This is a genomic window from Mesorhizobium sp. WSM4836 (assembly GCF_055811815.1).
In genome coordinates this window covers 109,071-134,039 of the sequence record NZ_JBVVQF010000020.1, presented here as the reverse complement: position 1 = coordinate 134,039, position 24,969 = coordinate 109,071, and the positions used below count along the sequence as shown (strand labels likewise).

Annotated in this window: 26 protein-coding genes, 1 tRNA gene and 1 pseudogene; 14 read left to right on the top strand and 14 right to left on the bottom strand. The window is 61.4% G+C overall.

The window, feature by feature from the left end; translation table 11 throughout:
- Positions 1 to 247: 247 nt before the first annotated feature.
- Entirely contained in the window at positions 248 to 1,780 is a 1,533-nt protein-coding gene (locus tag AC0L2P_RS22685) for a peptidoglycan DD-metalloendopeptidase family protein (protein ID WP_473504180.1), read from the top strand.
- A 97-nt stretch (positions 1,781 to 1,877) separates the two neighbouring features.
- Here AC0L2P_RS22685 and AC0L2P_RS22680 read toward each other — a convergent pair whose 3' ends face one another.
- Positions 1,878 to 2,753, bottom strand: coding sequence for an ATP-binding protein (locus AC0L2P_RS22680; RefSeq protein WP_473504179.1), 876 nt, complete (start codon positions 2,751 to 2,753; stop codon positions 1,878 to 1,880).
- A 294-nt stretch (positions 2,754 to 3,047) separates the two neighbouring features.
- On the opposite strand from AC0L2P_RS22680, the gene yajC reads away from it, so the two are divergent.
- The 5 genes from yajC (at position 3,048) to AC0L2P_RS22655 (ending at position 8,191) form a co-directional block, all read left to right on the top strand.
- Positions 3,048 to 3,389 carry a preprotein translocase subunit YajC gene (gene yajC / locus AC0L2P_RS22675; RefSeq protein ID WP_023678921.1) on the top strand — a complete coding sequence of 114 codons (342 nt, stop codon included), beginning with the start codon at positions 3,048 to 3,050 and terminating at the stop codon, positions 3,387 to 3,389.
- A 56-nt stretch (positions 3,390 to 3,445) separates the two neighbouring features.
- Positions 3,446 to 4,159: a hypothetical protein gene (locus AC0L2P_RS22670; protein WP_473504177.1), complete on the top strand. Its 714-nt coding sequence runs from the start codon at positions 3,446 to 3,448 to the stop codon at positions 4,157 to 4,159.
- Between the two features lie 224 nt (positions 4,160 to 4,383).
- Positions 4,384 to 6,936, top strand: a complete 2,553-nt coding sequence (secDF, locus tag AC0L2P_RS22665) for a protein translocase subunit SecDF (protein WP_473504175.1) — start codon at positions 4,384 to 4,386, stop codon at positions 6,934 to 6,936.
- A 15-nt stretch (positions 6,937 to 6,951) separates the two neighbouring features.
- Entirely contained in the window at positions 6,952 to 7,341 is a 390-nt protein-coding gene (locus AC0L2P_RS22660; RefSeq protein ID WP_473504173.1) for an Mth938-like domain-containing protein, read from the top strand.
- Positions 7,342 to 7,366: 25 nt separating this feature from the next.
- Positions 7,367 to 8,191, top strand: a complete 825-nt coding sequence (locus tag AC0L2P_RS22655; protein WP_473504191.1) for a phytoene/squalene synthase family protein — start codon at positions 7,367 to 7,369, stop codon at positions 8,189 to 8,191.
- Positions 8,192 to 8,208: 17 nt separating this feature from the next.
- Here the strand turns inward: AC0L2P_RS22655 and AC0L2P_RS22650 are convergent, their stop codons facing one another.
- The gene (locus AC0L2P_RS22650; protein ID WP_473504171.1) at positions 8,209 to 8,463 is read right to left on the bottom strand and encodes a type II toxin-antitoxin system ParD family antitoxin; all 255 of its coding nucleotides are present in this window, start codon (positions 8,461 to 8,463) and stop codon (positions 8,209 to 8,211) included.
- Positions 8,464 to 8,541: 78 nt separating this feature from the next.
- A complete protein-coding gene (gene trmFO / locus AC0L2P_RS22645; protein ID WP_473504169.1) occupies positions 8,542 to 9,951 on the bottom strand; it encodes a methylenetetrahydrofolate--tRNA-(uracil(54)-C(5))-methyltransferase (FADH(2)-oxidizing) TrmFO in 1,410 nt (469 codons plus the stop codon).
- 149 nt (positions 9,952 to 10,100) lie between these two features.
- On the opposite strand from trmFO, the gene AC0L2P_RS22640 reads away from it, so the two are divergent.
- Positions 10,101 to 10,652 carry a hypothetical protein gene (locus AC0L2P_RS22640; protein WP_473504167.1) on the top strand — a complete coding sequence of 184 codons (552 nt, stop codon included), beginning with the start codon at positions 10,101 to 10,103 and terminating at the stop codon, positions 10,650 to 10,652.
- A 349-nt stretch (positions 10,653 to 11,001) separates the two neighbouring features.
- Here the strand turns inward: AC0L2P_RS22640 and AC0L2P_RS22635 are convergent, their stop codons facing one another.
- Entirely contained in the window at positions 11,002 to 11,142 is a 141-nt protein-coding gene (locus AC0L2P_RS22635) for a DUF1127 domain-containing protein (protein ID WP_023678914.1), read from the bottom strand.
- A gap of 47 nt (positions 11,143 to 11,189) precedes the next feature.
- Positions 11,190 to 11,330: a DUF1127 domain-containing protein gene (locus tag AC0L2P_RS22630; protein ID WP_091596947.1), complete on the bottom strand. Its 141-nt coding sequence runs from the start codon at positions 11,328 to 11,330 to the stop codon at positions 11,190 to 11,192.
- A gap of 221 nt (positions 11,331 to 11,551) precedes the next feature.
- Between AC0L2P_RS22630 and AC0L2P_RS22625 the strand changes: the two genes are divergently transcribed.
- Positions 11,552 to 12,670: a DUF2157 domain-containing protein gene (locus AC0L2P_RS22625; protein ID WP_473504165.1), complete on the top strand. Its 1,119-nt coding sequence runs from the start codon at positions 11,552 to 11,554 to the stop codon at positions 12,668 to 12,670.
- Positions 12,667 to 13,251: a GDYXXLXY domain-containing protein gene (locus tag AC0L2P_RS22620; RefSeq protein WP_473504163.1), complete on the top strand. Its 585-nt coding sequence runs from the start codon at positions 12,667 to 12,669 to the stop codon at positions 13,249 to 13,251. The genes AC0L2P_RS22625 and AC0L2P_RS22620 overlap by 4 nt, the downstream gene beginning before the upstream one ends.
- Before the next feature lie 87 nt (positions 13,252 to 13,338).
- Here AC0L2P_RS22620 and AC0L2P_RS22615 read toward each other — a convergent pair.
- Positions 13,339 to 13,423, bottom strand: a tRNA-Leu gene (locus AC0L2P_RS22615).
- A gap of 343 nt (positions 13,424 to 13,766) precedes the next feature.
- Between AC0L2P_RS22615 and tig the strand changes: the two genes are divergently transcribed.
- From tig to AC0L2P_RS22590, 5 genes are all read left to right on the top strand, one after another.
- Positions 13,767 to 15,242 (top strand): trigger factor, encoded by a 1,476-nt coding sequence (gene tig, locus AC0L2P_RS22610; protein ID WP_473504189.1) that lies wholly within the window; start codon positions 13,767 to 13,769, stop codon positions 15,240 to 15,242.
- A gap of 160 nt (positions 15,243 to 15,402) precedes the next feature.
- Complete coding sequence (locus tag AC0L2P_RS22605) at positions 15,403 to 15,927, top strand: hypothetical protein (protein WP_473504161.1); 525 nt, start codon at positions 15,403 to 15,405, stop codon at positions 15,925 to 15,927.
- Positions 15,928 to 16,096: 169 nt separating this feature from the next.
- Positions 16,097 to 16,477 carry a c-type cytochrome gene (locus AC0L2P_RS22600; RefSeq protein WP_473504159.1) on the top strand — a complete coding sequence of 127 codons (381 nt, stop codon included), beginning with the start codon at positions 16,097 to 16,099 and terminating at the stop codon, positions 16,475 to 16,477.
- 147 nt (positions 16,478 to 16,624) lie between these two features.
- On the top strand, positions 16,625 to 17,557 hold the full coding sequence (locus AC0L2P_RS22595) for a heme o synthase (RefSeq protein WP_473504157.1): 933 nt from the start codon (positions 16,625 to 16,627) through the stop codon (positions 17,555 to 17,557).
- Between the two features lie 314 nt (positions 17,558 to 17,871).
- Positions 17,872 to 18,684 (top strand): DUF2189 domain-containing protein, encoded by an 813-nt coding sequence (locus AC0L2P_RS22590; RefSeq protein WP_473504155.1) that lies wholly within the window; start codon positions 17,872 to 17,874, stop codon positions 18,682 to 18,684.
- A 63-nt stretch (positions 18,685 to 18,747) separates the two neighbouring features.
- Here AC0L2P_RS22590 and AC0L2P_RS22585 read toward each other — a convergent pair whose 3' ends face one another.
- The 8 genes and pseudogenes from AC0L2P_RS22585 to AC0L2P_RS22550 all read right to left on the bottom strand — a co-directional run.
- Complete coding sequence (locus AC0L2P_RS22585; RefSeq protein ID WP_352869084.1) at positions 18,748 to 19,221, bottom strand: aminoacyl-tRNA deacylase; 474 nt, start codon at positions 19,219 to 19,221, stop codon at positions 18,748 to 18,750.
- 139 nt (positions 19,222 to 19,360) lie between these two features.
- Positions 19,361 to 19,765 carry a cytochrome C oxidase subunit IV family protein gene (locus tag AC0L2P_RS22580; protein ID WP_473504153.1) on the bottom strand — a complete coding sequence of 135 codons (405 nt, stop codon included), beginning with the start codon at positions 19,763 to 19,765 and terminating at the stop codon, positions 19,361 to 19,363.
- 10 nt (positions 19,766 to 19,775) lie between these two features.
- Positions 19,776 to 20,498, bottom strand: coding sequence for a heme-copper oxidase subunit III family protein (locus tag AC0L2P_RS22575; RefSeq protein WP_473504151.1), 723 nt, complete (start codon positions 20,496 to 20,498; stop codon positions 19,776 to 19,778).
- A gap of 13 nt (positions 20,499 to 20,511) precedes the next feature.
- Positions 20,512 to 21,216: a cytochrome c oxidase subunit 3 gene (locus tag AC0L2P_RS22570; protein WP_473504149.1), complete on the bottom strand. Its 705-nt coding sequence runs from the start codon at positions 21,214 to 21,216 to the stop codon at positions 20,512 to 20,514.
- Entirely contained in the window at positions 21,213 to 22,982 is a 1,770-nt protein-coding gene (gene ctaD / locus AC0L2P_RS22565; RefSeq protein WP_473504147.1) for a cytochrome c oxidase subunit I, read from the bottom strand. Before ctaD ends, AC0L2P_RS22570 begins: the two co-directional genes overlap by 4 nt.
- A gap of 90 nt (positions 22,983 to 23,072) precedes the next feature.
- The gene (gene coxB / locus AC0L2P_RS22560) at positions 23,073 to 23,888 is read right to left on the bottom strand and encodes a cytochrome c oxidase subunit II (RefSeq protein WP_473504145.1); all 816 of its coding nucleotides are present in this window, start codon (positions 23,886 to 23,888) and stop codon (positions 23,073 to 23,075) included.
- Between the two features lie 60 nt (positions 23,889 to 23,948).
- Complete coding sequence (locus AC0L2P_RS22555) at positions 23,949 to 24,140, bottom strand: hypothetical protein (RefSeq protein ID WP_473504143.1); 192 nt, start codon at positions 24,138 to 24,140, stop codon at positions 23,949 to 23,951.
- 39 nt (positions 24,141 to 24,179) lie between these two features.
- Positions 24,180 to 24,956 (bottom strand): annotated as a pseudogene (locus AC0L2P_RS22550) (PQQ-dependent sugar dehydrogenase); the annotation flags it as partial.
- Positions 24,957 to 24,969 lie beyond the last annotated feature (13 nt).

The following is a 24,969-nucleotide window of genomic DNA, read 5'->3' as shown; positions in this document are numbered from 1 at the left end:
TTCCAGACGACCTGATCCCGATCGGATCCAGAATATTCATGCGCACGGCTCGCAACCTTCTGGGCTGATTGGCTCCCTGGTCTCCGCGACGGAGCTTCGCTCCTGCTCCGCCCATACATGACGAAGCTGAGAGCCTTCCTCGAATATTTTAAGAAAATTTGCGTCTGATTCTACAGGTTTAACCGACCGGTAACATTAACGCGCTTTAATCACACTCAGTTGTACCGGGTCTGTGCGGGTTAGTGCGATGCAATTCAGTGTTTTGAAGGCAAACGGACGCAATCTGGCGCGTGGCTGCGCCGTCCTCGTGATCGCAGGCGCCGCGGCGGGGTGTAGTTCCCAGGTGGCGCGGTTCAACAGCGTCGACGACGTGTTCACCGCCTCGACCAACAACCAGCGCGCTATCATCGACAAGCAGGATGCTGCCCAGCCCTATCCGGGCGATGTTGCGGCCGCCCCGGTCGACGGCAGCCACACCCAGTCGGTCAGCCGCTCAAGCCTCGAACCGGTCACCGCGCAGCAATTGCCACCGCCGGCTCCCGCCCTGGCGCCTGCCGCCCGCCCGGTGCGTACCGCTGCCGCGCCGGCCCTGGCGCCTGCCGCTCCTCGTGTCGACAGGACGGCAACCGGCACCGTAGCTCCGGCGGCAAGGCCGTTCAAGAACGCCGAGCCCGACGCGCCGCGCATGGCGACGGCCGCCGGCGCACCACATGCGACCGAGATCGTCGTCAAGGACGGCGAGACCATTTCCGGCCTGTCGCGGCGCTACGGCGTGCCGGCCGACGCCATCATGAAAGTCAACGGGCTGAGCGCGACCAAGGGGCTGAAGACCGGCCAGAAGCTCGTCATCCCGGCCTATGCGTATTCGAGCAACGGCGCCGCGCCGAAAGTCGCGGACGCCAAGCCAGCGAACGGCACCAGGCACGACCAGCCGGCCGACGCGCCGGAGAAGGTGGCCGTGCTGCCGCAGCAGCCGAAGCTCAGGGAAGGCAAGTCTGCCGCGCAGGTGGACGCCTCGGCTGCCGCGAGCCAGCCGAAGGATGGAAAGACCGCGGCGAAGGTGGCTTCGGCGACGGCTAAGCCGGCCGGTGCCGCCGGCACTTACACGGTTCAGCAAGGCGATACGCTGTCGGCCATCGCCAGAAAGACCGGCGTCGGCGTCGTCGCCTTGAAGCAGGCGAACGGCATGCAGGATGGACTGCTCAAGATCGGACAGACCCTGAAAGTGCCGGCAGGCGGAACCGCTGTCGTCGCCGGTGCGAAGCCGGCAAAGGTCGATCCGGTGACGACGGCCACCACCCAGCCGCCGGCCAAAACAACGCCGACGCAGACGCTCGCCTCCTACACGCCACCGAGGAAGGACGCGAAAGTCATCCAGCAGGCCGAGGACGACGATGCGGTGGCGCCGGACGCAACCGGCATCGGCAAGATGCGCTGGCCGGTGCGCGGCCGCGTGATTTCAAGCTTCGGCGGCGGCAAGGACGGCGTCGACATTGCCGTGCCCGAGGGGACGCCGGTCAAGGCGGCCGAAAACGGCGTCGTCATTTATGCCGGTGACGGCCTCAAGGAATTCGGCAACACGGTGCTGGTGCGGCACGAAAACGGTCTGGTCACCGTCTACGGCCACGCCAGCTCGATCGAGGTGCAGCGCGGCCAGAAGGTCAAGCGCGGCCAAGAAATCGCCCTGTCCGGCATGAGCGGCACCACCGACTCGCCGAAACTGCATTTCGAAGTGCGCAAGAACTCGGCGCCGGTCGATCCTTCGACCTATCTCGAATAGACGACGAAAAGCGATTTGCGGGCCACTTGACCTTCAGCCCGCCGAGGAAGTCCGCTCCGCAAGGTGCGGGCTTCTTCTGCTGTTAGTCCTTGAGCGGCTAATCCTTGAGCGACTTGCCGAGCCGGCCTGCCAGATCCTGGGTGAACTGCCAGGCGACGCGGCCCGAACGGCTGCCGCGCGTTGTCGACCATTCGAGCGCCTCGGCGCGCAGCGTCTCGGGATCGATGGCGAGATCGTGATGGCGGACATAGCCGTCGATCATGTCGAGATATTCGTCCTGCGAACATTTGTGGAAGCCAAGCCACAGTCCGAAGCGGTCCGACAGCGAAACCTTTTCCTCGACCGCTTCCGAAGGGTTGATCGCCGTCGAGCGCTCATTGTCGATCATGTCGCGCGGCAACAGATGCCGCCGGTTCGAGGTGGCATAGAAAATCACATTGGCCGGGCGGCCCTCGACGCCGCCTTCAAGCGCTGCCTTCAGCGATTTGTAGGAAGTGTCGTCGTGGTCGAATGACAGGTCGTCGCAAAACAGGATGAAGCGGAAGGGCGCGGCCTTCAGCAGGCCCATCAGCTTCGGCAGGGTGTCGATGTCTTCGCGATGGATCTCGATAAGCTTGAGCGGCAGGTCGAGCTTGGTGGAAGCGTTGACCGCGGCGTGCACCGCCTTGACCAGCGACGATTTGCCCATGCCCCGCGCGCCCCACAACAGCACGTTGTTGGCGGCATAGCCGGAGGCGAAGCGCTCGGTGTTGTCGACCAGTATGTCGCGGACGCGGTCGACGCCGCGGATCAGGCCGATGTCGACGCGGTTGACCTTGCGCACTGGCTCCAGATAGCCGGGATCGGCCTGCCAGACGAAGCAATCGGCCTCGCCGAGGTCGGTTTGCGGCACCGGCGGCGGCGCGAGGCGGGCGACCGCCTCGATCAGGCGGTCGAGCTTCTGGCTCAGGATATCGATGGTGCTGTCGGTCATCTCTTGTCTTTTTGTTTCGCATTCAGGACGGTGCGGCAGGCCAACCTACCTGATTTCAGCGGTTTCGAAACTCGTCCCAAGCATTTGTTCGGGCATGATCTTTTGCGAGAACCGAGGGTCGCTTTTCGGGATCACCGTCTAACACGGCTCAGCTGGCCGGAAAAGCAGCCGATTTGCCCGGCGGCGCAGTTGCATTGGCAACGTTACCGACTATATTCCGGCCAAATTTGGCGGGGCCGTCAAATTCCGCAAAAACCGTTTGGCGGCTGTTTTTCAAAATTCAGGAGTACCTCGATGTTCGTGACACCGGCATACGCCCAAGGCATCGGCGGGGACTCGTCCGCAATGTTTATCCAGATCGTGCCGTTTGCCCTGATTTTCGTGATCATGTATTTTCTGATCATCCGGCCGCAGCGCACGCAGTTGAAGAAGCGCGGCGAGATGCTGGCGGCGGTTCGCCGCGGCGACACCGTCGTTACCGGCGGCGGCCTGGTCGGCAAGGTAACCAAGGTGATCGACGACAACGAACTCGAGATAGACCTTGGCGGCGGCACCAAGGTGACGGCGCTGCGCTCGACGCTCGCCGACGTGCGCGTCAAGGGCGAGCCGGTGGCGAACCAGAACGCCAAGAAATAACGCTCAGGAGATAACCGGGCTTCGGGCGGCACGGTCCGCCAGCATCGGGCAACGCCATGCGGTTTTCGCGCCTCACCAAGATTCTTATCTGGCTGGCTGTTGCCGTCATAGTGGTCTTTGGCGTGATGCTTGGCGCGCTCGCTATGAAGCCGGACGGTACGCTCGACGACCTTCTTGCCTGGCTGCCGAAGCGGCAGACGAATTTCGACCGGCAAGGCGGTTCGCAGATACTGCTTGAGGTCGACAAGGACGGTCTGATCAAGCACCGGCTGGAGGCAGTGCGTGATGACGTTCGCTCGCTGCTGCGCGATGCCCGGATCGGCTATGCGGGGCTCGCCGCATCGGGTCGCGAGGTCAACGTCCGCATTTCGGATCCCGCTCAGGTCGATGCCGCCAAAACAGCCCTGAAAATATTCACCGATCCGGTTGCCGGGGCCAACCCGGTCGAGGAGATCGCGCTTGATGAGCCGGAACCCGGATTGCTCAAACTCGCGGTGACGGATGACGGCGTGAAACTGCGGACGTCGATGGCGCTGGTGCGCTCCATGGAAGTCGTCAGACTTCGGCTCAGCGACGGTGGCGTTTTCGAACCGATCGTGCAGCAGCAAGGCGATAACCGCATCCTGGCTCAGGTGCCTGGCTTGCAGACGCCGGTCCGGTTCAAGGAGATTCTCGGCCGCACCGGAAAGCTAACATTCCAGATGGTCGATACGTCGTGGCCTCTGCAGGATGCTTTCTGGTCCGTTACCGGCAAGACTGAAAATAGTTGAAGAACGCACGATAGCGCCTGGCGGCGGGCAGAATTAGAATGAGGCCGGAAATCAGCCAATTGACGCCGGAACCGATCCCGGCGGCGGCGCCAAATTGACTGTACCGCGCTCGACAATTGACGATGTGCAGGTTAAGGGCGAGCCGGTGGCGAACCAGAATGCCAAGAAATAACCCAATTGAAGGCGGAACGCAGCCGCTTGTACGCCTGAACGGACGATAGCCAATGCTTTACTTCTCGCGCTTCAAGATGATCCTGATCTGGCTGGCCGTGGCCGCCACAGTGGTCCTCGCTGCGCCCAACCTTTTTTCCGCCAGCACGCTGGCCAAGTTGCCCGACTGGGTGCCGAAGCGGCAGATGACGCTCGGGCTCGACTTGCAGGGCGGCTCGCATATCCTCCTCAGGATGGATCCGAACGATCTGATCAAGGATCGGCTGGAGACGACGCGCGACGAAATCAGGACGCTGCTGCGCGATGCCAAGATCGGCTATACCGGTCTTTCCGGAACGGGCCGCACGGTGCAGGTCCGCATCACTGATCCCGCACGGATCGACGCTGCCAAGACAGCCTTGAAACCGTTGACCAATCCGGTGGCCGCCGGCCTGTTCAGCGGCGGCTCGATCCAGGAGATGACGCTGGATGATTCCGAGCCCGGCCTGCTCAAATTTGCCGTCACCGATGCGGGGATCAAATATCGCACCTCGACGGCGCTGACGCAGGCGATCCAGGTTGTCGAGCGTCGCGTCAACGAACTCGGCACCACCGAGCCGATCGTGCAGCGGCAAGGCGAGGACCGCATCCTGGTCCAGGTGCCTGGTCTCCAAGACCCGCAGCGGCTGAAGGAAATTCTTGGCCAGACCGCAAAGCTGACCTTCCAGATGGTCGACCAATCGATGCCGGTGCAGGACGCGCTGAACGGCCGTCCGCCGCCGGGGTCCTCGGTGCTGTATTCGCAGGACGACCCGCCGGTTCCTTATCTGATCGAGAACCGCGTCATCGTTTCGGGCGAAAACCTCGTCGATGCCCAGGCGACGTTCAACTCCCAGACCAACGAGCCGGTTGTTTCGTTCCGCTTCGATTCAAAAGGCGCGCAGCGGTTCGGCCAGGCGACATCACAGAATGTCGGCAAACTGTTCGCCATCATCCTCGACAATCAGGTGATTTCGGCACCGCAGATCCGTGAACCGATCCCCGGCGGTACCGGCCAGATATCGGGAAATTTCACCGCTGAGAGCGCCAACGATCTCGCCGTGCTGCTGCGCGCCGGCGCCTTGCCGGCGACGCTGACGGTGATCGAAGAGCGCACGGTGGGGCCGGGACTTGGCCAGGATTCCATTCATGCCGGCAAGGTCGCCGGCGTGATCGGATCGATCCTGGTGGTGGCGTTCATGTTCGTCGCCTACGGTTTCCTCGGCTTCCTCGCCAATATCGCGCTGGCGGTGCATGTGGCGATGATCGTCGGGCTGCTGTCGCTGCTTGGCGCGACGCTGACCCTGCCCGGTATCGCCGGTATCGTGCTGACCATCGGCATGGCGGTCGATTCGAACGTCCTTATCTATGAACGCATCCGCGAGGAGCGACGTGCCGGCCGCTCGGTCATCCAGGCGATCGATACCGGTTTTAGCAAGGCGCTGGCGACCATCGTGGATTCCAACGTGACCTCGCTGATCGCGACCGTGGTGCTGTTCTGGCTCGGAACGGGGCCGGTGAAGGGCTTTGCCGTCACCTACGCCATCGGTATCCTGACCACGGTCTTCACCGCCTTCACCTTCACCCGTTTGCTGGTGTCGATCTGGCTTCGCCGCGCCCGTCCGAAGGAGTTGCCACGGGCGCCGGTGACCTTCATTCCGCCCGGAACGAGAATTCCGTTCATGGGCATCCGCCGTTGGACCTTTGCGTTGTCGAGCGTGCTTTCGATCCTGTCGGTCGTCGGCTTCATGACCATCGACATCAATTATGGCATCGATTTCAAGGGCGGCTCCCTGATCGAGGTCCAGTCCAAGACCGGCAATGCCGACCTCGCCGACATCCGCGGCAGGCTGACGGAACTCAATATCGGCGAGGTGCAGGTTCAGCAGTTCGGCGAGCCGAACGACGTGCTGATCCGCGTCGGTACGCAAGAGGGCGGCGAGAACGCCGAGCAGACCGTCATCGACAAGGTGCGCGGCGAGCTGCAGGACCAGTATGATTTTCGCCGCGTCGAAGTGGTCGGGCCGACGGTCTCGGGCGAGCTCGCCAAGCAAGGCACCATCGCCATGCTTGTCGCGCTGCTCGGCATCCTGATCTATGTCTGGTTCCGCTTCGAATGGCAGTTCGCGGTCGGCGCCATCATTGCGACGGTGCACGACGTGGTCATGACGATCGGCTTCTTCGTCCTCACAGGGCTGGAATTCAACCAGTCGTCGCTGGCGGCGATCCTCACCATCATCGGTTATTCGCTCAACGACACGATCGTCGTCTATGACCGTGTTCGCGAAGATCTGCGAAAATACAAACGAATGCCGCTGCCGCAATTGCTGAACAACGCCATCAACGAGACCCTGTCGAGAACGACGCTGACCTCGGTGACGACGATCCTGGCGCTGCTGGCGCTGGTGCTGTTCGGTGGCGAGGTGATCCGCTCGTTCACCATGGCCATGCTGTTCGGCGTCGTGTTCGGCACCTATTCGTCGATCTTTATCGCCGCGCCACTGCTTATCCTGTTCAAGCTGCGGCCGCAGGCCACAGCGTCCGATGAGGAAAAGCCGGTGGGCGGCGGCAAAGCCATAGCCACCTGACGGCTTGCCTCAAAAGTGGCCAAGGGCATTGTCATCCGCGAGGCGCATTTCCCCGGCCGCGCACCGATCGAAGCTTACGGCAATGGCGGCTTCCGCTTTGCCGACATGTCGCATCGCGGCTCGCTGCTGTGCCTGCCTTCTGGCATCTATGGCTGGGAGCCGGCGGATCCGTTGGCGCTGACGGCAGGGGATTTCGCCAAGCTGTTCAACGAGGCCGCCAAGGTCGAGATCCTGCTGGTCGGCAGCGGTGAGGATCTGAGGCCGTTGCCTGCAGCGCTGCGTGCCGCGCTGAAGGAAGCGGGCATTTCCGCCGATCCGATGTCGACCGGGGCGGCGGTGCGGACCTATAATGTGCTGCTGGCGGAAGACCGCGCCGTGGCCGCAGCGCTCATCGCCGTCGACTGACGTGGCCGAAAACACCAAAGTCGTCATGGAGACGGCGCGTGCCGCCGACCATGACCGCTATCTCAGCGCACTCTACGCGCCCGAAGACAAGCGGGACGCGCTGTTTTCGCTCTATGCATTCAACGCCGAAATCGCCGGCATTCGCGATCGGATCCGCGAAGCGCTGCCGGGCGAGGTCCGGCTGCAATGGTGGCGCGATGTCATCGCCGCCGAAGAGGATGACGCAGAGATTGGCCATCCCGTGGCGGACGCGCTGAGGGCGACTATTTCCGCTCACCGCCTGCCCAAGGCCGCTTTCGACAACATGCTCGAAGCGCGCATCTTCGATCTCTATGACGACCCGATGCCGTCGCGCACCGATCTCGAAGGCTATTGCGGCGAGACTGCCGCAGCACTCATCCAGCTTGCGGCGATGGTGCTCGACCCGGGCGAAGCACCACGCTTTGCCGAACTTGCCGGCAGGGCAGGGTGTGCGCAGGCGATGACCGGTCTCCTGCTTCTGCTGCCGCTACATCGCAAGCGCGGGCAATGCTTTGTTCCGGCCGACATCTTGGCCGCGGCAGGAACATCGCCGCAAGAGTTCGTTACAGGCGACGGCGGGCCTGGAGCGCAACGCGCTGTCGCCGCGATGATCGCGCTGGCACGCGAGCATCTTTCCGCTTTCAAGCGGGGGGCGTTCGCTCTGCCGGTTTCGCTGCGCCCGGCCTTTCTGCCACTGGCTCTGACGGGCGCCTATCTCGGCAAGATGGAGACTCGACGCTCGCCCCTCAACGATGTGGTCCGGCTCTCGGCCCTGCGTCGGCATTGGCTCTTGTTTCGGCGCGCGACGCAAGGCTGGCCGGCGGTATGAAGGCTGCTGGCACAACCTCAGCGCAAGACTTTCACTCTTGCAATTGCCTGCTCCAGCGGAACATCAGGCCTTGTGTCCTCGATCGAGGCCTTCACGCGCGCCCGAATCGAGGCCATGCGCTCGGCATGTTCTTCCTCTTCGCGCTGGAAGGCACGAAGTGCGGCGCGGATGACCTCGCTCGCCGATCCGTAGGAGCCGTCCTCGACCTTTTCCCGGATCATACGCGCCATGGCGGGCGTTACGGTGACGGACAGTTTCTCAGCGGATTCCATGGGATTTCGGCCTCGCGACACAAAGTAGGATATTATCCTACTTCTCCGCCGCGAAATCCGCAAGAACTGAGATCGGCACTATTCCGCAGCTTCCGCTAGGGAAGGCGGCCCAAGCCATTCGCGGCAGTCGGCGAGCGCGCGCGACGTCACCGCGTGCCGCTTGGCGACCGTCTTGTCCTTGCCGCGCAGTCGCTTGCCTTCGATCTTTGGCGCGTCCACGGGCGGGAACAGGCCGAAATTGACGTTCATCGGCTGGAAAGAGCGCTTCCCCGGCTCATCGTCGGAGACAATATGACCGCCGGTGATGTGGTTGAGAAGCGCGCCGAAAGCGGTGGTCAAGGGCGGCAGCGACGGCGCATGGCCAAGCCTTTCGGCGGCGGCGAAGCGCCCGGCAAGCAAGCCGATGGCTGCGCTCTCGACATAGCCCTCGCAGCCGGTGATCTGGCCGGCAAAACGCAGGCCGGGTCGCGACTTCAACTGCAGCGAAGCGTCGAGCAGCGTCGGCGAATTGATGTAGGTGTTGCGGTGCAGGCCGCCGAGGCGGGCGAATTCGGCGTTTTCCAGCCCGGGGATGGTGCGGAAAATGCGCACCTGCTCGGCGTGCTTCAGCTTGGTCTGGAAGCCGACCATGTTGTAGAGCGTGCCCAGCGCGTTGTCCTGGCGGAGCTGGACGACAGCGTAGGCCTTTACGGACGGATTGTGCGCATTGGTCAGCCCCATCGGCTTCATCGGCCCATAGCGCAATGTCTCGACGCCACGCTCGGCCATCACCTCGATCGGCAGGCAGCCGTCGAAATAGGGCGTGCCTTCCCACTGCTTGAACTCGGTTTTCTGGCCGTCGACCAGAGCCTGCACGAAGGCAAGGTACTGCTCCTTGTCCATCGGGCAGTTGATGTAATCCTTGCCGGTTCCGCCGGGGCCGACCTTGTCATAGCGCGACTGGAACCAGCAGATGTCCATGTCGATCGTGTCGAAATGGACGATCGGCGCGATGGCATCGAAAAAGGCGAGCGCGGCGGCGCCGGTGACTTCCGCGATCGATTGGGCGAGTGAAGGCGCTGTCAGCGGACCGGTGGCGATAATCGCCTGGTCCCAGTCCGCCGGCGGCAGGCCGCGCACTTCCTCGCGCCGGATGGTAATGAGCGGATGCGCTTCGAGCTTCCTGGTGACCGCTTCGGAAAATCCGTCGCGGTCGACGGCGAGCGCACCGCCGGCCGGCACCTGATGCGCATCGCCGGCGCTCATGATCAGTGAACCGGCCAGCCGCATTTCGGCGTGCAGCAGGCCGACGGCATTGGTTTGCGCATCATCGGAGCGGAAGGAATTGGAACAGACGAGCTCGGCCAGCCCGTCGGTCTTGTGCGCATCGGTGCCGCGGACGGGACGCATTTCGTGCAGGACAACGGGAACGCCGGCTTGAGCCGCCTGCCAGGCGGCCTCGGAGCCGGCAAGACCGCCGCCGATGACGTGAATGGAATTCTTGTTCATGAGCGCCGAAATAATCCCTTGGCGCGGCGATTGCAATTACACGAATCAGCCGCGCTGTTGCCGCCACGCGCTGCAATAGTCTACTATCGCGAATGGGCGGGAGTCTCGGGGTCTTTGCCAGAGCGACATTTCTGACAGTCGTGATCGCCGTGGGCGGATCAGCGGCGGCCGGCGAACTGGCCGCGACGGCTTCCAAGCGGATCCCCATATGCCATGGTTACGGTTGCAACTATCGCACAATGCTGGCGCTTGGCCCCAGTGACGGTGCGCGTTTCAGCTCTATCCTGCGTGCGGGCGCCGGTTCACCTCAGGCCGAGCGTTCCGCTATTTCGAAGGCGGTCCGCTATTTCGAACAGCGCATTTTCCAGGCAATCGGCATTCGTGACCAGCCGCAGTCAGAATTCGGTGCATCACGCATCAGGGGCCAAATGGATTGTGTCGACGAATCGACCAATACGCATGCGTTGCTGGTCTATCTTGCCGAGCGAAAACTGCTCAGGTTTCACAAGGTCGAAGACAAGGCCTCGCGAGGCCTGTTTGTCGACGGGCGCTATCCGCATTGGACGGCGGTGATCAGCGACCGCGGCGGTACGGAATGGGTGGTGGATTCCTGGTATGCGCCGATGGGCGGCGCGCCGGACATCTTTCCGCTGAGCCAGTGGAGGGAACGGGGCGTGCTGAAAAGCGGGGCGCTGGACTGACGATAGGGGCCGTCTCGCAAATACGGCTCTTCCCAAAGCAGCTTCGGAGTGCCTAGACCCCAAAACAACAACACCCGCCGGGGGAGGAGGTCCGGCGGGTGTCGTTTTGTTGGCCGATCCTCGGGAGGAGGTGAAGATCGACCGTATTCGCCATCGCCGGGGAGGAGGTCGGCTTTGACGAAATCTCTTTCGCCAGTTTTAAAAGGGGCGAAACCCTTTTGGAGAACAACGCCCGCCGGGGGAGGAGGTCCGGCGGGCGCCGTTTTTGTGGTCAACCCTCGGGAGGAGCTGAAGGTTGACCGTATCCGTCAGGGTCGGGGAGGAGGTCGACCCTGGCGAAATCTTGTGGTTAGATCGCCCTGCGAGCGACCATCTTGATCTCGTCGCGGACGATGCCGAGATCGTTGAGCTGCCGGTTCGACAGGCGACCCAGCTCGGTAACCGTCTCGCGGTAGACGCGCCAGTTACGATAGTTGCGGATCAGGTTCATTGTCGTTCTCTTTTCAAAACTGATCGGACCATTTGCGGCCCGAAGGATTAGACCGCCTTGCGGGCGACGTAGTGAATGTCGCTGCGGCTGATGCCGAGATCGGTCAGTTCACGGGTGCTCAGGCGGCTCAGCTCGGACACGGTGTCCCTGTAGCGGCGCCAGTTGCGATAATTGCGGATCAGGTTCATGGTAGTCTCGTTTCGTCTTTCTTTCGGATCATTCCGTCTTTGTGTGCACCATGAAAATAGGTGGGGTCATATCGATTTAAAAGCGCTATTGGTGCATGGCAGCAATGCAAATTGTGCAATGCAACATTAACGCGCGTCCGGTTCCGCCAAAATCGGAAAATGCCGTAAGATCAAACGCTTGGGCGGACGAGCTAAAAAAGGACCAAGCAAGGGGGAGGGGCATGGCGAGTTATTCGTCACGGGTCAGGTCGGATATCGCACGATGGCAGCAGGCCGGCCTGATCGACGCGCCGACAGCCGAGGCGCTAACGCGCGACGTCGAGGCCAGCGAACGCAAATCGCTGAGCTTCGGCTCGGTCCTGGCGATGATGGCGGCGCTCCTGTTCGGCGCGGCTATCCTGATCTTCATCGCCGCCAACTGGGAAGTCATCCCGCGGCTGGTGCGGGTCGCAGCACTTTTTGCGGTTATCCTTGCCGGCTATGTCGGCGGCGCGGTGCTGAAGATGCGCGACCATGCGGCAATCGGCGAGGCGCTGTGGATCGTCGCGGCAGCGGCATTCGGCGGTTCGATCGCGCTGATCGGCCAGATGTATCATTTGTCGGGCGACGAGGCCTCTGCCTTGATCACCTGGGGCGCCGGCACGGCGCTGGCGGCGATGGCGCTGCGCTCAAACCCGCTGACCGTCGCAGCCGTCGGCATTGCCGATGCCTGGCTGTTCCTGAGAGGGTTCGACTACTTCCGGCGCACGGAATTTCCGCATCTCTTCGTGGTCATGGCGCTGGTGCTGTTCGCCGTTTCGTTCTGGACACGCAGCCAGGCGGCGCGCCACCTGATCATCCTGTCGGTCCTCTTTTACCTCGTGCTGTTGGTCATGGAATACGAGACGCTGCAAGTCGCCATCCCGCTCGTTGTCGCGTCGGTGCTGCTTTTTAGCGCGGCGATTTTTGCGGCCGGGCCGGTCGACAGGGTCTTGCAACTGGGCGGCAGGCTGCCCTTGCACGCGCTGATCGGCTTTCTCACCGGCCTGGCGATGATCCAGTTCGAACTGGCGGATGAAAGCAGCTACAATAGCGGCTTCGCCATTGCCTCGGCTGTTGCGCTGGCCGGCATCGTCGCGGCAATCGTGCTGGGCGGCCGCGAGAGCCGGGGACTGCGCTGGGTTGCCTATGCGGGCTTCGCCTTCGAACTCGCCATCATCTATGTGGTGATGCTGCAGTCAATGCTCGACACGGCAGGTTTCTTCCTCGCGGCGGCGGTGCTTCTCGCCTTCCTTGCTTTCATTATCATCCGCATAGAAAAGCGCATGAACACCCCGGACGTGACGGGAGCGGCAGCATGATGACCGGCAAAAGACTGATCATCTCGGCGGTAGTGCTGGCGCTCGTCCAGATCGGCTTCCTGAGCTGGATCATCGCCGGACGCGCGGCGATTCTGCGCGATGGCAAGCAGGTTCTGCTCAAGGTCGAGCCGATCGATCCGCGCGATCTCTTGCGCGGTGACTACATTCTGCTCGGCTACGACATTTCGCGCATACCGGTGAAGCTGATCGGCAACATTCCGGCCGGCAAGCTTTCCAGCGAGGAAACGTCAATCGTGGTCAGGCTGAAACAGGGTGTCGATGGCTATTGGTGGCCGACCGCGGCTTGGTTCGGGCAAGCGCCGGTGCCGGCAGCATCCGATGAAGCCGATATCGTCGGACACGTCTCCGAGGGCTGGGATATCAGCCAGGGAGCAACGACGATCGCGCCGGAGTACGGCATCGAGCGCTTCTATCTGCCGGAAGGCGAGGGGATGGCGATCCAGAACGACATGCGGGTGCGGCCGTTCGGCATCCGTGTCGCGATTGCCAAAGACGGCACGGCGCAGATCAAGGCGCTGGTGGATGGCGACAAGACGCTGTTCGAGGAGCCGCTTTATTAGTCCTCCTTCGCCAAGGCTTCGGAGGATTGCCTTCGTCTGTCGAGTTGGCTCAGGTGGCCTGCCACCCGAAGCTCGAAGAGCGAAGGGTGGTGCGGATGAAGGGACTCGAACCCCCACGCCTTTCGGCACTGGAACCTAAATCCAGGGCGTCTACCAATTCCGCCACATCCGCATTGCCCGGCCAATCCCATGTAGCCATCATTCTGTCAATGTCAGAGGCGATATCGGCATCATTGGCCGGAATGCAAAGATGGTTGAAAATCAGCGTCGCCTGTGACAAAAGGCGTGTCGAATGTGACGGGACGCGACGATCCGCTTCTGCAGAATGTGATAAGAAGTAGGAAAAACAAAGACTTATTCACATTTTGGAGCGTATTTCTGGAGGATTTGTGCCGCGTTGGGCGGACAGATCGCCAAGTCCCGCACCAAAAGCCATTCCCGGCAAGATCATACCGGCAGGCTGTAAACGGCAGGGGCCGTTTGACGGCCTCATTGGTGGAAACAAAGGTTTTATGATGCAGGTCACCGAAACGCTCAACTCCGGTCTCAAGCGCGAGATCAAGATCACCGTGTCGGCCGGTGACATGGAAGCCAAGCTGATGGCGCGGCTCTCCGATGCCAGGAACAAGGTCCGCATCAACGGCTTCCGCCCCGGCAAGGTGCCGGTGCAGCATCTGCGCAAGGTCTACGGCAAATCGTTCATGGCCGAAGTGGTCAACGAGATCCTCAACGATTCGACCCGTTCGATCATCACCGGGCGCGGCGAAAAGGCCGCCATGCAGCCCGAAGTGATCATGACCGAGGACGAGAAGGAGGCCGAGAAGATCCTGGCCGGCGGCGCTGATTTCGAGTTCCGCCTGAACTATGAGGTCATTCCGCCGATCGAGATCAAGGATTTCTCCGACATCAAGGTGACGCGCCAGGTGTTTGACGTGCCGGATGAAGAGATCGACGAGCAGGTCAAGCGTGTCGCTGAATCCGCCCGCACCTACGAGCCGAAGACCGGCAAGGCCGCCGAGGGCGACCGGGTGACCATCGATTATGTCGGCAAGATCGACGGCGAAGCCTTCAGCGGCGGCGCCGGCACCGATCAACCGCTGGTGCTTGGCTCGAAGGAATTCATCCCCGGCTTCGAGGACCAGCTGGTCGGCAGCAAGGCTGGCGACGAGAAGCAGATCACGGTCACCTTCCCGGAAAACTACCAGGCGGCGCATCTGGCCGGCAAGGAAGCCACTTTTGACGTGACGGTCAAGGAAGTGTCGAAGCCCGGCGCGCTTGAGATCAACGACGAGATGGCCAAGAATCTCGGCCTGGAATCGCTGGAGCGCCTGCGCGAGGTGGTGCGCGGTCAGATCGAGAATCAGTTCGGTTCGATAACGCGCCAGAAGGTCAAGCGGCAGTTGCTCGACCAACTCGACGCTGCCTACTCGTTTGAGGCGCCGTCCAAGCTCGTCGAGGCCGAGTTCAACAACATCTGGAACCAGGTCAATCGCGATCTCGAAGCCGCCGGGCGCACCTTTGCCGACGAAGAGACGACGGAAGAAGAAGCGCGTGCCGAATATATGCGGCTTGCCGAGCGCCGCGTGCGTCTCGGCCTGGTTCTCGCCGAAATCGGCGAGAAGGCAGGCGTCACGGTGACGGACGAGGAACTGCAGCGCGGCCTGTTCGAGCAGGTGCGTCGCTATCCGGCCAACCAGCAGCAGGAAGCCTTCGAATTCTATCGCAACAATCCCGAAGCCCTGAACACGTTGCGCGCGCCCATGTTCGAAGAGAAGGTGGTCGACCATCTGCTCGGCCAGATCTCGGTCACGGACGTGAAGGTCGGCAAGGAAGAGCTGCTGGCCGACGACGAGGATACGGGGACGAGCAAGGCGAAGCCGGCGAAGAAGGCGGCTGCGAAAAAGGCCGACGCCAAGAAGGCCGACGACGACGCTGAAGAGCCCAAGAAAAAGGCCGCTCAGAAGAAGAAGGCCCTCAAGGACGCTGAATAACGTCCTTGCTGAATTCCGAAAGGCCGCCTTCTCGAGGCGGCCTTTTTCGTTGTGGCGCAGACGTAACGGATTTCACGCATCTGGCGGTCGAGGTAGCGATACGAAGCTTTGATGATTATGTGCGCTGGGTTGCGGATCGCAGCGGTTGTTGGAGGTCTCGTTGAGACAGTTCCTCGGTATCGGAAGCGTGGTGGCGGCGGCGTTCCTGCTTGCGTCGGTCTGCGGCATCGCCCAGGCTGATACGGTCCTCGACAACTGGCAGTTCGACAAAAGCAGCGATGGCCTTGTCACCGCCTCGCTTTACGCTACCAACAAGCTCATCACCGGCGGCGGCGCATTAAGCTACAGCCCGGTTTTGACGATCGCCTGCCGGACCGCCGGCGAACCGCGTTGGAGCGAATGGCTGCAGCTGAGCGACACCGTTTCCGCCAGCCGAACCATCGCCATGTCGGTGACTGTCGGCCAATCCGGCAAGCTCAACGAAAGCTGGTCGGTCGGCCCGCGCGGCAGGATGCTGGTCCGCGACGGCGCCGACGGAGTCAGGCGACTGATCTCCGCGGACCGGCTGCTGCTGTCCTGGCGGTTTGGGCTGCTGTCGGGGCGCGGCGAAGCGAACTTCGACCTTACCGGCCTTGAAGAGGCGGTCGGCCGGATCGCTGCCACCTGCAACACCAAATTGCCTTGAGCAGATTGTCCGTATTAAACCTTTGCATGGCCGAACTCTACCTGCCGGCCGGGTTCTGTGGTATGTAGGTGCCGCAACTCAAGGCAGTGGATATCCGTTCTGCCATTCAAGAACGCATACCAGCGATGCAGGTCAGCCAGGGCAAATTGGCGATCAGGGAGGAAATGCCATGCGTGCAATCGCATTTTTCGCCGTCGTGTCCGTCGCGACGTTCATTACCAATCAGTCCCAGGCACAGGATGCCGCCGCGGGTGAGAAGGTATTCGCCAAATGCAAGGTCTGCCACGTCGCGGACAAGGATCAGAACAAGGTCGGTCCGTCGTTGAACGGCGTCATCGGCCGGACCGCCGGCACGCATCCGGGGTTCAGCTATTCGAAAGCCATGGTCGAGGCGGGTAAATCCGGCGTCAAATGGGATGAGGCCACGTTGACGACCTATCTTCGCGATCCCAAGGCGATGGTCAAAGGAACGAAGATGGCGTTTCCCGGCCTCAAGAAAGACGAGGACATTGCCAACGTCATCGCCTATCTGAAGCAATTCTCCAAATAGCCCGTCTCTTCCGCCGGATATTGATATCGAAACAGGTCGAGGCATAGCCTCGGCCGCAATCTGCCGGCAGTGTCGGTGGGGAGAGCGGCTCGTTGCAAAAAAGACATTGGCCGGCTAGGCTGCGGTTCCCATCGGTGGTCGTCCTGAATGTCGACTGAAGAAAGCCGTCTCAAGGATACCGGCCTCCGCCTCTCGGAGGCGACGGCGGGTGATTTCTTTGCGCTTTTGAAACCACGGGTCATGGCGCTTGCCGTGTTTACTGCCTTCGTCGGCCTGATGATGGCGCCCGGCGTGATGAATCCCATTATCGCCGTAATTGCCATCGGCGCAATCGCGGTTGGAGCGGGAGCCGCCGGCGCGCTCAATATGTGGTACGACGCAGATATAGACGCCTTGATGTCTCGCACGTCCAAGCGACCAATTCCGTCCGGCCGCGTCACGCCTGGCGAAGCTCTCAGCTTCGGTCTGGTGCTTTCCGCACTGTCGGTCATGACGCTCGGCGTGCTGGTGGGGTGGCTTGCCGCATCATTGTTGGCGTTCACCATCTTTTTCTATGTCGTTGTCTACACAATGTGGCTGAAGCGCTCGACGCCACAGAACATCGTCATCGGCGGCGCGGCAGGCGCCCTTCCTCCGGTGATCGGGTGGGCGGCTGCAACCGGCGCAATCGGCGTTGAAAGCCTCATTCTGTTTCTGATCATTTTCCTCTGGACGCCGCCACATTTCTGGGCGCTGGCCCTTTTCAAGGTCGGCGACTATGCCGCGGCAGGCGTCCCGATGATGCCGAATGTGGCAGGCCAGGACTCGACCAGGAGACAAATCTTCGCCTATTCGCTGCTATTGGCGCCAATCGGCGTGCTTCCTTGGGGCTTCGGCTTTGCCAGCGGATATTACGGCACTGTTTCAGCCGCGTTGGGCGCAGGTTTCATTTGGCAGGCCTGGAAGGTTCTCGTCGCCGACAAGGAGATGAAGCCGGCAAAGGCGCTGTTTGCGTATTCGATTGTCTATCTTTTCGCAATTTTTGCGGCGTTGCTTGCCGACACCATTGTAATGCGAGTGGTCGCATCAGCTGGCTATTGACCCGGGTTCAAAACATCACGTTGGCAGAGCACAAAATCCCAGCAACAGCAGAATAACGACGCCAAGTCCGAGTATGAGAACTGTCCTTCCGTCCATGACCTTCACCTTCGACTAGAAGAGAATATCGAAGAAAGGCATCCAGAGCTAGTCGCGCTACCGGGGCCTCTTACACCGGGGACTTCTTACAAAGCGCGACAAGTCTCTCGAATGAGAGTATGTTGATCATGGTGCAGGTCGCGGTTTGCGTGGCCAATCATGCAGAACGGCAGCACCGTAAAACGCGACCCTACCGGACCCGGTCTGGAGGAATGGTCATGGCAAGCTTTCACGTGATAGCAGGCGCCAGCGAGACGCTGGAACACACCAGAATTCGAAAAATCGGTGTCTCCGATCTTTTTGATGCGCTCAGGCGTGGCGTCGATGATTTCATGGTCAAGCCGTCGCACATCGTTTTTCTCTGCCTGATCTATCCGATTGCGGGAGTCGTGCTTGCTGTCTGGACATCAGGCAACAACACGCTGCCATTGCTGTTTCCGCTTGTGTCCGGCTTTGCACTGATTGGTCCGTTCGCGGCGATCGGCCTCTATGAGATCAGCCGGCGACGGGAAGCCGGGCTCGAAGCCTCATGGAGGCACGCCTTTGAAGTCAGGAGTTCTCCGGCGCTGCCGGCCATAGCAGCTGTCGGCGTCATGCTGTTTGCGATCTTCATCGCCTGGCTTTTGACGGCCCAGATATTTTACCAGACCGTATTCGGCCCGGCGCCGCCGCAATCGCTGTCCAGCTTCATCAGTGAAATATTCGCTACGGGACGCGGCTGGACGCTCATCATCCTGGGTCACGCCATCGGCTTCGTGTTCGCCGCGGTTGTGCTGTGCACCACGGTCGTCGCATTCCCATTGTTGCTCGACCGCGATGTCGGCGCCTACGAAGCCATCCACACCTCGGTGCGCGTTGTGCTGGCCAACCCGATTGTGATGGCGGTGTGGGGTCTTATCGTCGCCGTCGCCCTGATCATCGGCTCGCTGCCGGTGTTCGCCGGGTTGGCGGTCGTGCTGCCGATCCTTGGTCATGCCACCTGGCATGTCTATCGGAAAGTTGTGGAATCGCCGCCGGCCACCAGACCGTGAGCTGAAAACCTGCCGTGCCCGTACCGGCGAAAGTGCCGGTGCGGGCAGGGTGGGGCAGAGCTTTCAATAGGCTGGGTGGCTGAAACGGGCCTGGCGCGCGTCCTTTGTCAGGTCGCGGAAATCCTTGCCGCTCACATGCACAAGCGTCTTGTGGTCGCCGCCTTCGAAATAGATTTCGGGAGCGTCGCCGAGGCTTTCGTCGAGGACCACCGGCACATCATAGGCAGCGCCGATCGGCGGCACAGCGCCGACGTCGCAATCGCCGAACAACGAGACCACCTCGTCTTCGGAGGCCAGCCCAAGAGGCTTGTCCATGACATCCTGCAATGTCGCGAGTTCTATCCTGTGCGTGCTTGGAACCACGGCCAGCGCGTAGCCACGGTCGTGGTGAACGACCACCGATTTGGCCATTATGCTGCCAGGCACATGTGCCGCAATGGCGGATTGTCTGCTTGTCGCCGTGCGGTGATGCTCGACGGTGTCGTAGGAAATTCCTTTCCTATCGATGAAATCCTTCAGTCTGTTTGCGATGGTCATCTTGGGCGCCCCTTGCTGGTGTTCGCGACGCATGTGGCCGGCATCGCCTGTCGTTTCCGATAGCAACAGAAATGGACCAGCCGTGGATTGTTTCAAGGCGAACTCTCCAGGACCGAACAGCCTGGATCCGGATTGCATGTCAGGGCCCGGCCCCGAAAAACGCCATTCGGGTTAAAAGCGTGTAGTCCGCTTCGAAGACCATCATCGTCACGAACACCAGCACCAGCACCGGCGGCAGGATGATTGCATATGTCAGCGCCAGCCGTTCCCACGCCATGTGCATGAAGATGGCGACGATCAGTCCTGCCTTGAGGATCATGAAGATCAGGATCAGCGACCATCTGAGATAGCCGTGGAGACCGAAATAGTCGACCAGATAGGAGCAGGTGCTGAGGATGAACAACCATGCCCAGACGACTAGGTAGAGCTTGATCGGGTGCTCCTGATGAACCTCCGCCGGGGTAACGCCGGCCGTCGTCGCATCATGCGTATGGGAGCTGTCCAGCGCGTGTTGTCCCAGGCCGTTTGCGGTTGCTTCAGCCATGTCCTGCCTCTCACCAAAGATAGAAAAATGCGAAAATGAACACCCAGACCAGGTCGACGAAATGCCAGTAAAGCCCCATGATTTCGACGTTTTCGTAGCGGCCCCTCCGGCTGGTGAAGAAGCCGGGCCGCCCGACGTCGTAGTCCCCGCGCCAGACCTTTCGCGCCACGATGATCAGGAAGATCACCCCGATCGTCACATGCGTGCCGTGGAAGCCGGTAATCATGAAAAAGGATGCGCCGAACTGGGCAGCGCCCCATGGATTGCCCCAAGGCCGCACGCCCTCGGTGATCAGCTTGGTCCATTCGAAGGCCTGCATGCCGACGAAGGTCGCGCCGAGTGCCGCGGTCAAGAGCATCAGGACTGCTGTTTTGCGGCGGTCGCGGCGGTAGCCGAAATTGACCGCCATCGCCATCGTTCCGCTGCTCGAGATCAGAACAAAGGTCATGATGGCGATAAGGATCAATGGAATGTCGGAGCCGCCGATGCGCAGGGCAAAGACCTCGCTCGGATTGGGCCACGGCACGCGTGTGGAGATACGCGCGGTCATGTAGGAGAGCAGGAAGCAGCCGAAGATGAACGTGTCGCTGAGCAGGAAGATCCACATCATGGCCTTGCCCCAGGACACGTTTTTGAACGCCCGCTGATCCGAGGACCAGTCGGCGGCGATGCCTTGCCAGCCTGCGGGCCGCTGCCCTGTTCGGCCGATGTGGGTCAGTGTCGTCTCTGCCATCCGCCCGTTCCTCCTAGGTCAGCAACCCTCGGCATATGTCGATCAAAGTCGACGCCCAGCCGGCCAGAAGAGCGAAGATGGCGAGCCAGACGAAAAGCAGGAAATGCCAGTACATGGCGCACAGCTCGACGCTGAGGCGAAGCCGCAGCGGCCGCGCACCGTTCCAGGCGCCGACGCTCGTTCTGCCCAGGCCGACCAGTCCTCCCAGTATGTGCAGACCATGCATTCCCGTTAGCAGGTAGAAGAAGCTGTTGGCCGGATTGGACGCCAGAAAATAGCCGTCCGCACTCAGTTCCCGCCATGCCACAAGCTGTCCAATCAGGAAGACGAGCGACGTGAGCCCAGCGGTGGCGAGACCGAGCCTGACCATGTCCACTTGACCCTTGCGCGCCGCGAGCGAAGCACACTGTATCGCAATGCTGCTCAAGACCAGTACGCCGGTGTTAAGCCAGAGCAGGGGCGGGATGGGCAGCGGCCGCCAATCCGACAGCGCCATGCGCATGAAGTAGGCACTGGTGAACAGCGCGAACAGGCAGCCGACGACGGCAAGGAAGACGCCGAGACCGATCTTTGCCGTCGGCAGCGCCGATCGGTCCAAGGCGACAAAGTCCCCGACCATACCTTGCTCGAGCCACGGCTTCGTCATTAGCCGCTGATGCGAGAGCCACCACCCGGCAATACCGGCGATCACGAGCAGGAAGACCAGGATTACGCTCATGCCGGCTCCCTGGAGGGCGCGAAGGAGCCCGGAACATTTTGCGGTATGAAGTCCTCCTTGGCTCCCGGTACGCTGTAGTCATAGGCCCAGCGATAGACGATCGGCAGATCCTTGCCGAAATTGCCGTGGGCGGGCGGTGTTTCAGGCGTCTGCCACTCAAGCGTCGTAGCCCGCCACGGATTGCCGCCTGCCTCACGGCCCTGGCGGATGCTCCAGATCAGATTGAACAGGAACACCAGTTGGGCAAAGCCGACAATGAACGCCATGATGCTGATGAACGAATTCAGGTGGTGGGCCGATTCCGTCATGATCGTCATGTCGGTCAATTCGTTGTAGCGCCGCGGCACGCCCATCAAGCCGAGATAGTGCATGGGAAAGAAGATCAGATAGGCGCCGAGGAAGGTGACCCAGAAGTGGAACCGGCCCAGTGTCTCATTCAGCATCCGGCCGGTGACCTTCGGATACCAGTGATAGATCGCGCCGAAGATCACGATGATCGGGGCGACCCCCATGACCATATGGAAATGAGCGACGACGAACATCGTGTCCGACAGCGGAACGTCGACCACGACATTGCCGAGGAATAGCCCAGTCAACCCGCCATTGACGAAGGTGACGATGAAGGCCAGGGCAAACAGCATCGGTATGGTGAGGTGGATGTCGCCACGCCACAAGGTCAGCACCCAGTTGTACACCTTGATGGCTGTTGGCACCGCGATGATCAACGTCGTGGTGGCGAAGAAAAAGCCGAAATAGGGATGCATGCCGCTGACATACATGTGGTGCGCCCAAACCACGAAGCTCAACGCGCCGATGCCGACGATGGCCCAGACCATCATGCGGTAGCCGAAGATGTTCTTGCGCGCATGGGTGCTGATCAGGTCGGATACGATGCCGAAGGCCGGGAGCGCGACGATGTAGACCTCCGGGTGGCCGAAGAACCAGAACAGATGCTGGAATAGGATCGGGCTGCCGCCGCCGTGCTGCAACTGTTCGCCCATTTCGACGATCGCCGGCATGAAGAAGCTTGTACCGAGCGCCCGGTCGAGCAGCATCATCACGCAGGCGACGAACAGCGCCGGGAAGGCGAGTAGCGCCATGACGGTGGCGGTGAAAATACCCCAGACGGTGAGCGGAAGGCGCATCAGCGTCATGCCGCGCGTGCGCCCCTGCAGCACCGTCACGACATAGTTCAAGCCGCCCATGGTAAAGCCGATGATGAACAGGATCAGCGAGACGAGCATCAGGATAATGCCCCAGTCCTGGCCGCCTGGCGTACCGGTCATGACCGCCTGCGGCGGATAGAGCGTCCAGCCGGCACCCGTCGGTCCGCCGGGCGCAAAGAAGCTCGACACCAGGACCAGCACGGCGAGCAGATAGATCCAATAGCTCAGCATGTTGACATAGGGAAAGACCATGTCGCGAGCGCCAACCATCAGCGGGATCAGATAGTTGCCGAAGCCGCCCAGGAAGAGTGCGGTGAGCAGGTAGATCACCATGATCATGCCGTGCATGGTGATGAACTGATAGTAGGCTTCCGGGGTGATGAAGTCGAATGTGCCGGGGAAGCCGAGCTGCAGCCGCATCAGCCAGGATAGCACCAGCGCCACCATGCCGATCGCTGTCGCGGTCGCCGAATACTGGATGGCGATGACCTTGGCGTCCTGCGAGAAAACGTATTTCGTCCACCAGCTGTGCGGATGGTAGAGTTCCATTTCCGCGACTTCGGCCGGCGGTACCGCATCTGCAGGTGTGATATCGACCATAGGAACACCTCCGTGCCCTTTCGGGCCGCCCGACAGTTCGGGCCTGCCGCACTATTTTCAATCCCGACGGCGCGCCGTCGTTCCGGTTTCCTACTCTGCCGAGCCCATCTGCTGGGGCGCGGACAGCTGCGCAAAGGTCTGCTGCTGGCCAAGCCACGCCAGATAGTCTTCCTGAGTATCGACCATGACCACGCCATGCATCATCGGATGTCCCTGGCCGCAGAGTTCGGCACACAGGACCTGGAAGGTTCCGGTCTTGGTCGGAGTGAACCAGAAATAGGTGACCGAGCCCGGGATCATGTCCATCTTGGCGCGGAATTCCGGCACGTAGAAATCGTGCAGCACATCGATCGAGCGGAGCAGCATCTTGACCGGTTTGCCAACCGGCAAATGCAGGTCGGCCGCTTCGACCACGACGTCGTCCTGGCCATTGGCATCGGTAGCGATGAGCCCGAGCGGATTTTCAGCCTTGACGTCGCGGGTGTCGGACGTGCCGAGCTTGCCGTCTTTGCCGGGGAGGCGGAAACTCCATTGCCACTGCTGGCCGACGACTTCGACCTCGGTTGCGTCGCTTGGAACGTTGACGAACCGGCTCCAGACGAACAGGCCGGGAACGAGCAAAGCCGTGACGCCAACCGCGGTGACGACCGTCAGCCAGGATTCGAGCCGCCTGTTCTCAGGTTCATATGCCGCCTGATTGCCTTCCCGATGGCGGAAGCGGAAGACGCAATAGGCCATGAAAAGAACCACGGCGGCGAAGACGACGCCGGTGATCCAGAAAGTTATGATGATGGTGTTGTCGATATAGTCCCAGTTTGAGGCAATCGGCGTCCACCACCATGGGCTCAGGAAGTGGAACAACACCGAGCCCACGACTATCAGAACGAGTACAAGCGCAACGGCCATGTCCCGTTTCCTCCCGGTATTCCAAGCGGCGCAAAGCCGTCCCGGGAAATACCAAGTGCATCATAACTTGATTTGCGATGAAAATTCTAGAGCCGGCTGTGGGAAGGGCAAAAATACCGTTTCTCGGCACTGGCGGTCCTTCGGTTCGACGGTGATCAGGGGCAGGTCGGGGATCGTCGCGCACAGGTTCTGCAGGAACAGCAGCATGACGAAGAACGTCCGCACGATTGCTTCGAGCGGTGTCCGTTCCACCTGCTCGATCGACAGCTCGACAAGGGGAGTGGAGGCACTTTATTGGCTGGCAGATGTCACCCGCCAAACTGTGTTGCCAACGTCGTCGGCGATGAGCAAGGCCCCGGTTCTGTCGACGGCCAGGCCGACCGGCCGGCCGCGCGCCTTGTTGTCCTTGTCCAGGAAGTCAGTCACCACGTCCTGTGCGGCGCCGCTCGGATGGCCGCCGCTGAATGGTACGAATACCACCTTGTAGCCATTGAAGCGCGTCCGGTTCCAGCTGCCATGCTCGCCAACGAAAGCGCCGCCGCGATATGTCTCGGGGAGGCTGTTAGCGGTATAGAAGGCCAGTCCCAGAGGGGCGACATGGGAACTCAGCGCATAGTCCGGAACGATCGCTTTCGCGACCAGGTCCGGACGCTGGGGCATGACGCGGGGGTCGAGATGCTGGCCGTAATAGCTGTATGGCCATCCGTAGAAGCCGCCATCCTTTACCGAGGTCAGATAATCCGGCACGAGATTGGGGCCGAGCTCGTCGCGCTCATTGATCACTGCCCAGAGCGCCCCGGTCTGCGGCTCCCAGCTCAGGCCGTTTGGATTGCGCAAGCCGCTGGCGAAAATGCGCGACCGGCCGGTAGCCCTGTCTACCTGCCAGATGGCGGCGCGGTCCTTCTCCGCCTCGATGCCGTTTTCAGCGACGTTGCTGTTCGAGCCGATGCCGACATAGAGCAGCGAGCCGTCGGGGCTTGCCACCAGGCTCTTCGTCCAATGATGGTCGATCGGGCCGCCGGGCAGGGCGGTGAGCGGCGTTCCGGGCGCGGTGATCTTTGTCTCACCGGTGTTGGCGCGA